The 13,887-nt window shown below is 60.2% G+C and carries 12 protein-coding genes; 8 read left to right on the top strand and 4 right to left on the bottom strand.

Annotated features, from left to right (window positions below; genetic code table 11):
- The first annotated feature begins 204 nt into the window (after window positions 1-204).
- Window positions 205-1,248, top strand: coding sequence for an aldo/keto reductase (locus BLX89_RS09075; RefSeq protein WP_075290317.1), 1,044 nt, complete (start codon window positions 205-207; stop codon window positions 1,246-1,248).
- Between the two features lie 78 nt (window positions 1,249-1,326).
- Here BLX89_RS09075 and BLX89_RS09070 read toward each other — a convergent pair whose 3' ends face one another.
- Window positions 1,327-2,370 carry a class I SAM-dependent methyltransferase gene (locus tag BLX89_RS09070; protein WP_075290316.1) on the bottom strand — a complete coding sequence of 348 codons (1,044 nt, stop codon included), beginning with the start codon at window positions 2,368-2,370 and terminating at the stop codon, window positions 1,327-1,329.
- A 280-nt stretch (window positions 2,371-2,650) separates the two neighbouring features.
- Here BLX89_RS09070 and BLX89_RS09065 point away from each other — a divergent pair, with 280 nt between their 5' ends.
- From BLX89_RS09065 to rplI, 5 genes are all read left to right on the top strand, one after another.
- Complete coding sequence (locus tag BLX89_RS09065; RefSeq protein ID WP_075290315.1) at window positions 2,651-4,639, top strand: putative bifunctional diguanylate cyclase/phosphodiesterase; 1,989 nt, start codon at window positions 2,651-2,653, stop codon at window positions 4,637-4,639.
- A gap of 289 nt (window positions 4,640-4,928) precedes the next feature.
- On the top strand, window positions 4,929-5,372 hold the full coding sequence (rpsF, locus tag BLX89_RS09060; protein ID WP_075290314.1) for a 30S ribosomal protein S6: 444 nt from the start codon (window positions 4,929-4,931) through the stop codon (window positions 5,370-5,372).
- Between the two features lie 18 nt (window positions 5,373-5,390).
- Window positions 5,391-5,639, top strand: coding sequence for a 30S ribosomal protein S18 (gene rpsR / locus BLX89_RS09055; RefSeq protein ID WP_056314955.1), 249 nt, complete (start codon window positions 5,391-5,393; stop codon window positions 5,637-5,639).
- A gap of 211 nt (window positions 5,640-5,850) precedes the next feature.
- The gene (locus BLX89_RS09050; protein ID WP_075290313.1) at window positions 5,851-6,834 is read left to right on the top strand and encodes a DUF2232 domain-containing protein; all 984 of its coding nucleotides are present in this window, start codon (window positions 5,851-5,853) and stop codon (window positions 6,832-6,834) included.
- 12 nt (window positions 6,835-6,846) lie between these two features.
- Complete coding sequence (gene rplI, locus BLX89_RS09045) at window positions 6,847-7,422, top strand: 50S ribosomal protein L9 (protein ID WP_075290312.1); 576 nt, start codon at window positions 6,847-6,849, stop codon at window positions 7,420-7,422.
- Between the two features lie 73 nt (window positions 7,423-7,495).
- On the opposite strand, the gene BLX89_RS09040 is transcribed toward rplI, so the two are convergent.
- Genes BLX89_RS09040 through BLX89_RS09030 form a run of 3 tightly spaced genes read right to left on the bottom strand, consistent with a single transcriptional unit; the run spans window position 7,496 to window position 10,744 of the window.
- Window positions 7,496-8,548 carry an HlyD family secretion protein gene (locus tag BLX89_RS09040; RefSeq protein WP_075290311.1) on the bottom strand — a complete coding sequence of 351 codons (1,053 nt, stop codon included), beginning with the start codon at window positions 8,546-8,548 and terminating at the stop codon, window positions 7,496-7,498.
- A gap of 20 nt (window positions 8,549-8,568) precedes the next feature.
- On the bottom strand, window positions 8,569-10,293 hold the full coding sequence (locus BLX89_RS09035; RefSeq protein WP_075290310.1) for an MFS transporter: 1,725 nt from the start codon (window positions 10,291-10,293) through the stop codon (window positions 8,569-8,571).
- Between the two features lie 4 nt (window positions 10,294-10,297).
- Window positions 10,298-10,744 carry a MarR family winged helix-turn-helix transcriptional regulator gene (locus BLX89_RS09030; RefSeq protein WP_075290309.1) on the bottom strand — a complete coding sequence of 149 codons (447 nt, stop codon included), beginning with the start codon at window positions 10,742-10,744 and terminating at the stop codon, window positions 10,298-10,300.
- Window positions 10,745-11,083: 339 nt separating this feature from the next.
- Here BLX89_RS09030 and BLX89_RS09025 point away from each other — a divergent pair, with 339 nt between their 5' ends.
- Window positions 11,084-12,586 (top strand): replicative DNA helicase, encoded by a 1,503-nt coding sequence (locus tag BLX89_RS09025; RefSeq protein WP_075290308.1) that lies wholly within the window; start codon window positions 11,084-11,086, stop codon window positions 12,584-12,586.
- Between the two features lie 5 nt (window positions 12,587-12,591).
- Window positions 12,592-13,728: an alanine racemase gene (gene alr / locus BLX89_RS09020; protein ID WP_075290307.1), complete on the top strand. Its 1,137-nt coding sequence runs from the start codon at window positions 12,592-12,594 to the stop codon at window positions 13,726-13,728.
- The last annotated feature ends 159 nt before the right edge of the window (window positions 13,729-13,887 follow it).

Raw genomic sequence — 13,887 nt, 5'->3', positions numbered from 1 at the left:
TCAAGGCTTGCGGGGTTTTTGGCAAACATCCTGCCCCGGCAATTACGCCTTGAACTTGGCAGCAGGAAGCTTAAGTTTGCGCCGCGCGCCTCGCCACGTTTCCCTCCCGGGAAGCATGAGGCTGCTTACGATCATCTTTCTCGACGGCTGCCGCTGCCCCTCCCGCGACCGCAGGCGCCGCTTTTTCATATCGAGGTTTCCTTCATGCAATATAGATCGCTCGGCTCTGCCGACATCAAGGTTTCGGAAATTTGTCTGGGCACCATGACCTGGGGGTCCCAGAACACCGAAGCCGAGGCCCACGAGCAGCTCGACTACGCCGTTGCCGAGGGCGTCAACTTCTTCGACACGGCCGAACTCTACCCCACGACACCGCTCTCGCCAGCGACCTACGGCAACACCGAACGCATCATCGGCAACTGGCTGGAGAAGCGCGGACGTCGTGACGACGTCGTCATCGCCACCAAGATCGCCGGGCCTGGCCGCGACTATATTCGTGGCGGCGGACCGATCACCCCGGAGGCGATCGAGACGGCGCTCGATGCGAGCCTCAAGCGCCTGAAGACCGACTATGTCGATCTCTACCAGCTGCACTGGCCGAATCGCGGCCACTACCATTTCCGCAATGCCTGGACCTACGACCCCTCCAAGCAAAACCGGGAAAAGGTCGCCGCCGAGCTGCTGGCCATCCTCGAAGCGCTCGGCGCCCAAGTCCGCGCCGGCAAGATTCGCGCCATCGGCCTGTCCAACGACACGGCCTGGGGTGCGCATCGCCTGCTGAACCTCGCCGAAAAGCACGGCCTGCCGCGCGTCGTCTCGATCCAGAACGAATACAATCTGCTCTATCGCAGCTACGATCTCGATCTGGCCGAGCTTTCCCATCACGAGGATGTCGGCCTGCTGGCCTATTCGCCGCTGGCGGCAGGGCTTTTGACCGGCAAGTATCTCGGCGGCAGGAAACCGGCCGGAACCCGGCTTTCGATCAATGGCGATCTTGGCGGCCGTTACACGCCGCATCAGGAGCCCGCCGTTTCCGCCTATGTCGAACTGGCGAAAAAGCATGGCATCGATCCGGGCCAGATGGCGCTCGCCTTCTGCCTCACGCGCCCGTTCATGGCGTCCGCCATCATCGGCGCAACCACCATGGGGCAGCTGAAGGACAACATCGGAGCGGCCGACCTCAAGCTCTCTGAGGACGTGATGCGGGGCATCGCGGAAATCCACCGCGCGCATCCGATGCCGATCTGAAAACCTCCCGCCTTCGCGGCAAGACGTCTGAAACCAAACGGCCCGCCGATCGATCGGCGGGCCGTTTGGTTTGCATGATCATGCGTGCTTGCGGATCGTGCCGTAGATGATGTTGCGGTTCTCGCCGAACCAGACGTCCGCGTCGACGCTGTTGCGCTCGACGCTCGAATTGATCACCTTCCACATATCGGCTTGCGACCGCAGCAGCAGCGTCCAGTTCATGTAGGATTCCATATAGCCGTCGTCCGCCATCTCGTCGGCGAAATTGGCGAACAGGAAGACCCCACCCGGCTTCAGCATCTCCATGCAGGTCTGCGTCAGCTTGATGGCGACCTTGTCGTTCAGGTAATCGTAGAGGCCGGCGGCATAGATAAAATCGAACTTACCGAGTTGATGCTTCTTGCTGAGCAAGCCGCGGACGGAACCATCCACCGCCTCGATGCAGGTTCCCTGGAAGTTGCGCGTGATGGTGCCGATGCTGATCGGGTCCTGATCGAGGGCCACCCAACGCTTGATCCCACCCTGCTTGAGGGCAACGGATGCGTTCGCTTCGCGCAGGTGGCCGGCGGCGACCGTCAGGATTTCGATATCGGGGCCCTTCTCCGCCGCAAGTTCATCGACATAGCGGGTGAGAATGTCGCGACGCTCGCGAACCGCGACGGGGCCCGGCGCATTGCGCGTGTACTCGTAGATATCGAGGCCGAGAGGCGTGCATTTGGCGACTTCGTGGGCCACGTCCTCGTGACCGTAGATGAAATCGATGAGGCTCGCATCGCCCGAATAGCCACGCGGCTTTTCGAACGACCAGCGGGTGAACGGGCATTGCTGGAAAATCTTCGCGGACGGATGCGCCTGCACGATCTGGATCAGTTCCTGCCAGACAGTCGGCTCATATTTGCGCCGCACATCCCTGAGCGCCGCGATGAGCCACTTCACCGTTTCGCCGCCATCGCGTCCCTCTTCGATGCGCTGGGTGGCAATTTTCATCACAAGCGCCAACTGCGCCTTGGCAGTCGGCAGCTGTTCGTCGTGCAAATGTGTCCTGGAAGAAGACAGTTCATCTGAAATGGATTCAGGTGTAATAAGACTTTGGCCGTCGAGAGCAATCTGAAGCTGAGACACGCAAACCTCACTCGTTACTGGAAGGTTAACATTATGCGTAAGATTGCGTGCAGTTCCAGCAATGGTTCAAATTTTCGACAACTATGGTTAACTTCCATAAAATATTAGTGGTTTTGCGGATTTAGAGAAACTTAATGCCGATCAACTAGGGTCTGGACGATGTGCCGGGCCTCGCCGGAAGGTTGTCTAAATTGACGGCACTCAAGAGCGTATCGAATGACTGCCGGTTGCAGGAATGAACCTCGCTCCGGAAAGTACGACGCAACGCAATGGATGGTGCATGAAGCACACGCTGGCCAATGTTGAGATCGATCTCCAGCACGAGCCGCCGAGACCGGCGGCTGGGGAATTGCGCGCGCTTTTTCGCGAGGAAAGCGAAGGCACGCGCAAGCGCGCGACCCGCCAGGGTCTCTGGATCGCAGTTCTTGCCTATCTGCTCTATTCGCTCACCGATCTGCTGATCGTTCCGGATGTCGCGGTCTATACGATCGCCGCCCGTTTCGCCGTGGGCATCATCGCGCTTGCCGTGCTTGAAGTTCAGATCAGAACACGGGTCAGCGCCGATGTGATCGACGCTTGGTCGGCAGCCGCGGTGATCATCGCCTATGCCGGGTGGCTCTATACGGCGCGCATGACCACCGACACGCAGGCCATCTCCTACTACATGGTTTTCGGCGCGATCTTCATGATGAGCGTCAACCTGTTTTTCAGTTTCCAGTTCCGGCTTGCGCTGATCTCGTCGGTTACGTCGATGCTGATCTTCCTCGGTTCGCTCTACACGTTCGACCCCATGGCGACGCTGCAGAAGCTGACGCTCGGCGCCTTCTGCGTCTCCTGTTTCGTCTTCACCTCCTATGTGAACTTCAAGCTCAACAAGGAGCGCTACAAGGTCTTCCTCAATGCGCTTGAGGCGCGTTTCCAGCAAAAGGAAGCGACCGAGCGCGGCAAGGCCCTGCTTCGCTTGTCGAACACCGACCCTCTCACCGGCCTGGAAAATCGCCGCGCGGTGGATCAGCGCCTGCGCGCTTGCTGGGAAGGCTGGCAGAAGTACGGACGCAATTTCGCGGTTCTGCTGATCGATGTGGACTTCTTCAAACACTACAACGATTTCTACGGCCACCAGGAAGGCGACCGCTGCCTGATTCTCGTGGCAAATGCGCTCAGCGATGCCATTGAGCCGTACAATGCCACGATCGGCCGTTACGGCGGAGAAGAATTTATCGTGCTGGCAAGGCTCGAGACCCGCGAACAGGCGGGCGAACTCGCCGAAGTCATCTGCCGCACGGTCGAGGACATGGCCCTGCCCCACGGCCAGCGCCGCGACGGCACCTCGATCGTCACGGTCAGCATCGGCGCTTCCTTTACCCGTAACCAATCGGGTTCGAAGCTTGAAAAGATCATCCATGAGGCCGACCGAGCGCTTTACGCCGTCAAGGCCGGCGGGCGCAACGGCGTGCGGCTTTTCGACCCCAACGACCCGCAAAGCAGCGACGAAAGCGAAAACATCGCCGCGATCCTGAAGATCGCCATCGAGCAGAACCTCGTGTCGATGGTCTACCAGCCGATCCGCAATGTCGGCACCGGCAAGCTCGATGCCGCCGAAGCGCTAATGCGACTGAAGATGCTGGATGGTACGCCGGTTACACCGAGCCTCTTCATCCCCATTGCCGAGCGGACGGGGGCTATCCTCGATCTCGGCCGCTGGGCCGTGCGCACGGTCTGCCGCGATATGCTGGCGACGAACGTCGTGCCCGTCGCCAGCGTCAACGTGTCCCCCATCCAGTTGAAGGCCCCCGGATTTGCCGCCTCCGTCGCCGCGATCCTCGGCGAGACCGGGGTTGCCGGCAACCGGCTTGCCTTCGAGATCACCGAAGGTCTCGAGATGGAGATGAACTCGGATATCCTGCGCTGCATCAGCGATCTGAAGATGCTGGGCATCCGCATCTGGCTCGATGACTTCGGCACGGGTTTCGCAGGTCTCTCCTGGCTGCGGCTTATCGATTTCGATACGGTCAAGATCGATCGCTCGTTCCTGCATGACTGCGGATCGGAGCGCGGCAAGGCGATGCTGCAGGACATCATTGGCCTGATCCGCAATCGCGGCCCGAAAATCCTCGTGGAGGGTGTGGAGACCGAGGCGCAACTCGCGCTGATGCATCGGTTCCGGATCGACCATGTTCAGGGCTATCATGTGGGGCGTCCGCAGGCTGCGGCGGATTTCCAGTCCACGCTCCTGGCGAATCGGGCGCTTAAGCCCGCGCGCCGCTGAGCCCTCGGGGTTTTTTCACCCGCGATTGCCGCCAAGCCTTGCTATTGCGCCAAAAATCCGTATAAGCCGCCCTGTTCGAAACACCCGGTCTTCTGGCTGGTGGCTGAACGGAGGGCCGGTTTCCCTCAAGAAACCTGTCAGGACCAAAGGGGTCCAGCCTCCCGTGTCTCCGCTCTCGACCGTCTCGAAACAACACTTTCTTGCCGGCTCTCACGAGCCACTAAGAACAGTCGTTGAGGCTTAGCCGCCGATTTCCGGGTGACGTTTAACGCAAGAAAGGCAAGCCACTATGGCTCTTTATGAACACGTATTCCTTGCTCGGCAGGACATCTCCGCCCAGCAGGTCGACGCCCTCGTCGAACAGTACAAGGGTGTTATCGAAGCAAACGGCGGTAAGGTCGGTCGCGTAGAGAACTGGGGCCTCAAGTCCCTCACCTACCGCATCAACAAGAACCGCAAGGCTCACTACGTTCTGATGGACATCGATGCTCCTGCACCGGCCGTTCACGAAGTCGAGCGCCAGATGCGCATCAACGAAGACGTTCTTCGTTACATGACCATCGCTGTTGAAAAGCACGAAGACGGCCCGTCTGCCATGATGCAGAAGCGCGACCGTGACGACCGTCCGCGTCGCGATGGCGACGACCGTGGCCCGCGCCGCGAGTTCGGTGACCGTCCGCCCCGTGGTGACCGCGAAGACCGTCCGCGCCGTCCGCGCGAAGATCGTGCATAAGGTATAGGAGAAAAGACAATGGCTGATATTTCTTCCGCTCCGGCACGCCGCCCGTTCCATCGTCGTCGCAAGACCTGCCCCTTCTCGGGCGCAAACGCTCCGCGCATCGACTACAAGGACATCCGTCTCCTGCAGCGCTACATTTCCGAGCGCGGCAAGATCGTTCCGTCCCGCATCACGGCCGTTTCTCAGAAGAAGCAGCGCGAACTGGCCCAGGCCATCAAGCGCGCACGTTTCCTCGGCCTGCTGCCGTACGTCGTCGCCTAATCAGGCTCGACTGAGCGTGAGTCTCCTGACTCAGCGCTAACCGACTCAGGGTGAGGCGAATGCCTGACGGCGTCGCCTCACCTTTTCCCTTCCGCGTTGGGCGCGGATCGGCAAACCGGCACTCGTTGAGTGCTCAAACCCATGTTGGGGCATCGTCCTGAATCGATTTATCAGGGAACGCCTCTAACTGCTTGATAGCAGGACAGCGAACGTGAAGACCGTAAACTCGACATCGCTGGTAATCGGCGTCCTCGCCGGCGTGACCGCCGCCTTGCTTTCGCTTGGCGCGAACACACAGTCGTCGCTTGCGATCGCGCTTTACGCTGGGTCTGCTCTTCCGATCCTGATCGCCGGCCTTGGTTGGGGCAACCTTGCCGCCATCGCCGCCGTCGTCGTCGCGGGCCTGATCAGTTCGGTCCTGGTTTCACCCTACTACGCCCTTCTCATTCTCGTCATCACGCTCATTCCGGCTGCGTGGCTGAGCCACCTTGCCAATCTCGCGCGTCCTGCTTCCGAACTCGGCGGCCCGGATGACGCGATGGCCTGGTATCCCCTCTCTGACATCCTGACCCAGCTCGCGGTTCTCGTGACCATGGGCATGATCGTCGTCGGCCTGATCGTCGGTTACGATCAGGCGATGTCGGATCGGCTTGTCGAGCTGGTGCTGGAAGCCCTGAAGGCACAGGAGCCGCTCTACAACCCGGATGCGGATGCCGTCGCCCAGTTCAAAAGCATCTTCTCCGTCGCACTGCCGCTGATACAGGGCGCCTTGTGGATGGTGATGCTGTTTGCGGCCTATTATATCGCAACCCGCATCACCCAGATCGCCAAGAACAACCTGCGCCCGCGCGAAGACATGCCCTCGACACTGCGCATGCACCGCTATGCGATCTTCGCGTTCCTCGGTGGTTTGCTGCTCTGCTTTGCCGGCGGCACGCTCGGTGCGCTCGGTGCGCTCATCTGCGGCTCGTTTGGCGCAGGCTTCCTCATCTCCGGCTTTGCCGTCTTCCATTTTCGCACGCGCGGCAAGTCCTGGCGGCTGCCGGTCTTGTGGCTCGGATATCTGTCGGTCGTGCTGTTCACGATCCCGGCATTCTTCTTTCTCCTGTCGGGTCTCATGGACACCAGACGCGCCATCGCGCTGTCACCGACCGGGAAAACAACTGAAACCAAAGAAACTGAAACATCGAACTGAAAGGACACTCCAATGCAAGTCATTCTTCTCGAACGCGTCGCCAAGCTCGGCCAGATGGGCGAAACCGTCAAGGTTCGCGACGGCTTTGCCCGTAACTACCTGCTGCCGCTTGGCAAGGCGCTGCGCGCCAACGAAGCCAACAAGAAGCGTTTCGAAGCCGAGCGTGCAACGCTCGAAGCCCGTAACCTCGAACGCAAGTCCGAAGCCCAGGCCGTTGCCGAAACGCTCGACGGCAAGTCGTTCGTCGTCGTTCGCTCGGCTGGCGAAACCGGTCAGCTCTACGGTTCGGTCGCTGCCCGCGATATCGTTGAAGTGCTCGCTGCCGAAGGCTTCAACATCGGCCGCAACCAGGTCGACCTGAACCAGCCGATCAAGTCCATCGGCCTGCACACGGTTGTTCTGCACCTGCATTCGGAAGTCGAAATCAACATCACCGTGAACGTTGCCCGTTCGGCTGACGAAGCCGAGCGCCAGGCCAAGGGCGAAAGCCTGACCTCGGTCGACGCCATCTACGGTGTTGACGAAGATGCCCTGAAGCCGGAAGACTTCTTCAACCCGGAAGCTGAATACGACGCCGACGAAGAATAATCGTCCGTTTCGTACCCACATAAAAAAGCCCGGATCGGTTCATGCCGATCCGGGCTTTTTCTTTATCCGGGGTTCAGGGCGCGGACGGTGCTGCAGCCTTATCGACCCGCACGATCACCGAAAGACCGGGCGTAAGCCGCTCGACCTGTTCCTGACCGGGATCGATCGATACGCGCACGCCGACACGCTGGGCGATCTTGGTAAAGTTGCCGGTAGCGTTATCGGCCTTGATGACGCTGAACTCGGAACCGGCAGCTGGCGAAAAGCGCTCGATATGCCCCTTCAGCTCCGTGCCTCGCAGAGCATCGACGGTGAAGGTCACGGGCTGGCCGATCTGCATGCCGTCAAGCTGGGTTTCCTTGAAATTGGCAACGACCCAGAGATCCTGGGGAACGACGGCAACAAGTTGCGTACCTGCCGTCACATACTGGCCAAGCCGTACACCAACCTCGCCCAGATGACCGTCGCGCGGCGACACGATCCGGGTATTGCCGAGATCGATTTTCGCGAGTTCAACTGTGGCTTCTGCGCCGGACACGGCGGCTTCAAGCGAAGCACGGTTGACGATGATCGTCTGCAGACTTTGCTGCGCAACATCAACCGCCGCCTGATGCTGTGCAACGGTTGCTTTCGCCTGATCGAGCGTGGCGCGCGCGGCTTCGACCTCGCTGGTCGAAGCAATGCTGCGCTCGTTGAGATTCTGGATCCGGTTCCAGGCAAGCTCGGCGCGTTTTTCCGCAGCCTGGCTGCCCTGAAGCTGGGCCTCGGCTGCCGCGATATTCGCCTTGGCCGACAATTCCTGCTGGTGTGAATTGGCAAGCGTCGCCTTCTGCGCTGCAAGCGAGGCTTCCGCTTGCGCCACCTTCTGGACATAGGTGCGGTCATCGATACGGACGAGCAGATCGCCCTGTTTGACGGCCTGATAATCCTTGACCGGAACCTCCACCACATAGCCGCTGACCTGCGGGCTCATCATTGTCACCATGCCGCGCACATAGGCATTGTCCGTGGTTTCGACGGAGGTCGCGAAAGGTGGCAGACGCCAAGCGTAAAGCGCCAAGAAAACACCGGCGACGCCGGCAATCAGGGTGATGATGGTGGATGGGGAACGTAAAGCTTTCAACATTGTCTTTGCTCGAAGTTTGATCAGGCTTGCTGCGGCACGGCTGCTTCTGCCGGTTTGGCGACATTGGCGGCGATAAAACGCCAGCCGAGATGCAACAGCAGGAGGAGAAGAGAGACCGCCGAGACGACAGCGATCATCAGAAAGGTATCGTTATAGGCCAGGATATAGGCCTCGCGGCTGACCTGCTGGCCAAGCAGGGTCAAGCCTTCCGCATTCAGAAGCGTCTTGTCGGTGATCACCTTGCCGTAACTTGCGGCAAGCTGGGAGATGCGCTGGGCGACCAGCGGGTCGCTCATGACAATCTTTTCGACCAGCACGCTTGAATGGAATTTTTCACGCAGGGTAACGAAAGTCCCCAGTGCGGCCGAAGCCATCGAGCCGCCGATGCTCTGGGTGAAGAGGAAGATGACCAGAAAATTGACGATATACGTCATGCCCTTGGCGAACACCATCTTCAGGCCGGCGGCCATGGCGGGCGGCAGGAACATCGCGGCGCCGGCTGCCACCATCGCCTGGCTCAGATACATCTGCTCCGGCCGTGTCAGCGCTGTCGAATTGCTGTCCATGTAGGCGCCGGCGCCGATGAGGATCAGCGCCAGGATATGGGCGAGATCGACATGGCGCGTCGTCATCAGCATGGCGCAGAACAGGCCACCGGCGATCGAAGCGCAAAGGATGATCGTGTAAAGCGTCACGGTCTGATCGTTGGTGAGGCCGATCTGCATGAAGAAGTTGGCTGCCGTGGTCGATTGCTCGGACGCAACTGTGCGGAAGGCGATCAGCACGGCCGCCATGTGCAGGTTCGGCCAGCTGAACACCCAGCGCAGATCGATCAAAGGCGACTGCCGGTTCAGCTCGATAACGCCGAACAGGATCAGCAGGCCGATCGCAGAGGCAAGCAAGGCGCCGAGCCACCAGGCCTCGAACCACCAGTAAAGACGGCCAAGCGTCAGGAAGACGGCAAGGCAACCGAAGCCGGCGGCGAGGACGAGGTAGCTCAGGATATCCATCTTCTGGATGACCTTGAGGCGCGGCGGCGCGGTGATCGGCAGAAGATAGATGAACGGCAGGGCGATCAACGCCAACGCCATCTCGAAGGTGTAGAGTGCGTGCCAGCCGCCATATTCGATAAGGCTCGGCGAGATGATGCGCGCAAGCGGCGCGGCCAGCAGCGTGTTGGTGAGCGAGAGGCTTAAGCCCAGCGTCAGCTTCTTTTCCGGCGGGAAGGCTTCGAGCATATAGAGGAAGCCGATGGTGGAAAGCGGCGCCGCCGCCATGCCGCTGATGAAGCGCACGACAAGCGCCGAATGAAAATCGGACACGAAAAGATTGGCGATGGTTGCCAGGACGAAGCAGACGATTCCGAGTTCTGCAAAGGGACGCAAACCGTACTGCGTGCGGATCTTGAAGAGCCCGATCGACATGCTGGCATAGGGCGCCATGTAGACGGCCGACAGCCAGGCCAGCTCGTTGACGGTTGCCGAAAGCGAGCCCTGAAGCTGGTAGATATTGGCCGTCATCAGGTTCATGCCGAGACCCTGCGTCAACGCCATCAGGGTCGATGTGAAGATATAAAGCGCTGCCCTGCCACGGCTATGAACGACAGGCGCGGCCGGTGCGGCGGAAACAGGTTTCTCCGCAGAAGAAGCGGCTGCCGACATTGCCGCCGCTGGCAACTCCGGCTGTGCTGTTTCGCGGATATCGGATGGAAGCGGATCTTCGTTCTGACGTGACAGGACACTCATCGCCCTACTCCTTGCCGATCCGCTGAAGCATGTTGTCGACGATCTTATTGATCACCTTGAGCGCCACCTTCTTTTCGGCGGGCTCAATGCCTTCCATAACCTCGACACGGATCTGCCGGGCCAGTTCCTCTATCTCCTCGGCACTCCGGCGGCCATGGTTGGTGAGATGGATGCGTTTCGCGCGGCGATCAGTCGCCTCCGGTCTGCGCTCGACGAAGTCCTGCGATTCCATGCCATCCAGCAGCCGGACGATGGTCGGCGTTTCGATGCCGAGATCTTCGGCCAGCTCCCGCTGGTTCAACCCGTCGCGGCGCAGCAGGGTAAAGAGAACCCGCGCCCGCGAGAGCGTCAATCCCGTTTCCTTCACCCGCGCATCGAACAGCACGCGCAGCTTGCGATTCACGCTCGCCAGCGCATCGAAGAGATCGCGATCGGTTACGGGATCCGTCATTTCGTACCTTTTACATATTACTAGCTTACTAATTATTATGTCACTACTTAGTCCGGAGCATCGATTTTTTCAAGCTGCAAAATTCGGGAGGCAGCTATGACAAATCTTTCGGGATCGGCGTTGCCCGTGCTAGATTTCGGGATCGCCCTGCCGGACTCGCGGCCTGCGCCGCAGTCAACGGGAAAATTGGATATTCGCGATCATAGGCTCTGCCCTGTGGACATCGTGCACACTCAGCGCCCGCAGGCATGCGACACAGAGCTGTGGCATGAATGCGCTTGACCCTTTCGGCAGGAAGCCTAAACCGAGGCCTTGGACGGATAGGAAGAGACGACAACCATGAACGAGATCGCGCGCAAGCTGGCCCCGGCGGCCAAAGACCAGTCCGAAGCGCAGTATCGCGAAGCCCCGAACAACCTCGAGGCGGAACAGGCGCTGCTCGGCGCCATCCTCGTCAACAATGACGCGTTCTACCGCGTTTCGGACTTTCTGAAGCCGGTTCATCTTTACGAACCGCTACACCGCAAGATTTTCGAAGTGGCCGGCGACATCATCCGCATGGGCAAGACCGCCCATCCCGTGACGGTCAAAACCTTCCTGCCCGGCGACCAGAAGGTCGGCGACATGACGATCTCGCAATATCTGGCGCAGCTTGCAGCCAATGCCGTGACGATCATCAATGCGGAAGATTATGGCCGCGCGATCTACGATCTGGCGCTGCGCCGCTCGCTGATCACCATCGGCGAGGACATGGTCAACATCGCCTTCGACGCGCCGCTCGACATGCCGCCGCAGAGCCAGATCGAAGACGCCGAACGTCGCCTGTTCGAACTCGCCGAAACCGGCCGCTACGATGGCGGCTTTCAGTCGTTCAACGACGCCGTGGCACTGGCGATCGACATGGCCGGTCAGGCCTTCGAGCGCGACGGCTCGCTGTCGGGTATTTCCACCGGAATCATGTCTCTCGATGCCCGCATGGGCGGCCTGCAGCGCTCCGACTTGATCGTGCTGGCGGGGCGTCCCGGCATGGGCAAGACCTCACTTGCCACCAACATCGCCTATAATATTGCCGCAGCCTATGAACCCGAAGTGCAGGCGGACGGTTCGTTCAAGGCGAGGAACGGCGGCGTCGTCGGCTTCTACTCGCTGGAAATGTCGTCCGAACAGCTGGCGACCCGTATCATCTCCGAGCAGACGGAAGTCTCCTCCTCCAAGATCCGTCGTGGTGATATCTCCGAAGCCGATTTCGAAAAGCTCGTCGCCTGCAGCCAGATGATGCAGAAGGTGCCGCTTTATATCGACCAGACCGGTGGCATTTCGATTGCCCAGCTTTCAGCCCGCGCCCGCCGCCTGAAGCGCCAGCGCGGCCTCGACTGCCTGGTGGTGGACTATATCCAGCTGATGACCGGCTCCGGCAAATCCAGCGACAACCGCGTGCAGGAAATCACCCAGATCACCACCGGCCTGAAGGCGCTCGGCAAGGAGCTGAACGTGCCGATCATCGCGCTCTCGCAGCTCTCCCGTCAGGTGGAAAGCCGCGAAGACAAACGCCCGCAGCTCTCCGACCTGCGTGAATCCGGCTCGATCGAGCAGGACGCCGACGTGGTGCTGTTCGTGTTCCGTGAAGAATACTACGTCAAGAACCTCGAACCCCGCGACGAGTTCGACCCGAAATACGAAGAATGGAAGATGCTGTTCGAAAAGGTGAAGGGCACGGCGGACGTGATCATCGCCAAGCAGCGTCACGGGCCGACCGGTACGGTGAAGCTCGCCTTCCAGTCGGAATTCACCCGCTTTACCGACCTCGCCGACCCGTCCTTCTCGCAATACGAGGAACACTGAGCCGCATGGACGACATCTTCTCCGCCGCCTCCAATCGCCTGATCATCGATCTTTCAGCACTTGCGGACAACTGGCGGATGATGGCCAAGATATCGGGCAAGGCCCGCGCGGCGGCCGTTCTGAAAGCGGATGCCTATGGCATCGGCTTCGAGCCAGCCTCCGAAACGCTCTACGGAGCCGGCGCGCGCGACTTTTTCGTTGCGAGCGTCGAGGAAGGCGTTGCCCTTCGTCCCTACGTTCCGGAAGGCCGCATCTTTATCCTTGCCGGCATGTGGCCGGGCAATGAAAAGCACTTCTTCGACAATGACCTCGTGCCGGTGATCAACTCGGAAGAGCAGCTCGCCTTCTTCATGTCGACCCTTTCCGAACGCGGCGATTATCCTTGCGCTTTGCACGTCGATACCGGCATGAACCGGCTCGGCCTGACGCCACAGGAAGCACTGGCGCTTGCCAACGATCCGGTGCGACCGGCAAGTTTCTCTCCCGTTCTGGTGATGAGCCACCTCGCCTGCGCCGACGATCAGGCACACCCGCTCAATCGCCGCCAGCTCGACGCGTTCCGCACGATCGCGGATGCCTTTGACGGTGTGGAGATGAGCCTTGCCAATTCGGCCGGCGTGCATCTTGGCCCGGATTTCCATTTCGATCTCACCCGCCCCGGCATCGCGGTCTATGGCGGTGAAGCCGTCAACGACATGCCGAACCCGATGAAGCCCGTCGTGACCGCGGAAGCGCGCATCCTGCAGATCCGCACCGTCAAGAGCGGAGATACGGCAAGCTACGGAGCGTCAGCCCAGTTTTCGCGCGACAGCCGTGTAGCCGTCGTCGCCGTCGGCTATGCCGACGGGTATCACCGCTCCGTCTCCGGTGGTGGTGTGACGCTCCGGCAAGCGCGCCCCTCCGGCGCTTACGGTTTTCTGCATGGCCAGAAGGTGCCGCATCTCGGCCGGGTGACGATGGACCTCAGCCTGTTTGACGTCACCGACCTGCCGGAAAACGGCGTTCGCGCTGGCGACTATATCGAGCTCTTCGGCGAAAACATCGCGATAGACGATGTGGCCCGCGCCGGCGGCACGATCGGCTACGAGATGCTGACCAGCCTTGGGCAGCGCTACGACAGGGCCTACGTTCCGGCGGAATGAAGTTTTCTTCAACCTGGGCTTGGAATCATCAAGGCCATTCTGTAAATTAGAACAAAAGAAGATCAAAACGAGCGACGGTGATATCGGTTTGCCCCCCAAAGCTGACCGGTAGGAATAGTTCTCACCCGCTGCTATACTGCGTCCCAGTGAAGCCCTCGC

Origin of the sequence: Pararhizobium arenae (assembly GCF_001931685.1) — a bacterium.
In the GTDB taxonomy this organism is placed as follows: domain Bacteria; phylum Pseudomonadota; class Alphaproteobacteria; order Rhizobiales; family Rhizobiaceae; genus Pararhizobium; species Pararhizobium arenae.
Note: the sequence above shows the minus strand (reverse complement) of the source record. Positions and strands in the feature narration are given on the sequence as shown.

What these genes read in the sequence shown, in the direction of transcription:
- alr (WP_075290307.1), top strand. Translation starts at nt 12,592, where the DNA reads ATGGACGACATCTTCTCCGCCGCCTCCAATCGCCTGATCATCGATCTT.
- rpsF (WP_075290314.1), top strand. Translation starts at nt 4,929, where the DNA reads ATGGCTCTTTATGAACACGTATTCCTTGCTCGGCAGGACATCTCCGCC.
- BLX89_RS09035 (WP_075290310.1), bottom strand. Translation starts at nt 10,293, where the DNA reads ATGAGTGTCCTGTCACGTCAGAACGAAGATCCGCTTCCATCCGATATC.
- rpsR (WP_056314955.1), top strand. Translation starts at nt 5,391, where the DNA reads ATGGCTGATATTTCTTCCGCTCCGGCACGCCGCCCGTTCCATCGTCGT.
- BLX89_RS09025 (WP_075290308.1), top strand. Translation starts at nt 11,084, where the DNA reads ATGAACGAGATCGCGCGCAAGCTGGCCCCGGCGGCCAAAGACCAGTCC.
- BLX89_RS09040 (WP_075290311.1), bottom strand. Translation starts at nt 8,548, where the DNA reads ATGTTGAAAGCTTTACGTTCCCCATCCACCATCATCACCCTGATTGCC.
- BLX89_RS09065 (WP_075290315.1), top strand. Translation starts at nt 2,651, where the DNA reads ATGAAGCACACGCTGGCCAATGTTGAGATCGATCTCCAGCACGAGCCG.
- BLX89_RS09030 (WP_075290309.1), bottom strand. Translation starts at nt 10,744, where the DNA reads ATGACGGATCCCGTAACCGATCGCGATCTCTTCGATGCGCTGGCGAGC.
- rplI (WP_075290312.1), top strand. Translation starts at nt 6,847, where the DNA reads ATGCAAGTCATTCTTCTCGAACGCGTCGCCAAGCTCGGCCAGATGGGC.
- BLX89_RS09075 (WP_075290317.1), top strand. Translation starts at nt 205, where the DNA reads ATGCAATATAGATCGCTCGGCTCTGCCGACATCAAGGTTTCGGAAATT.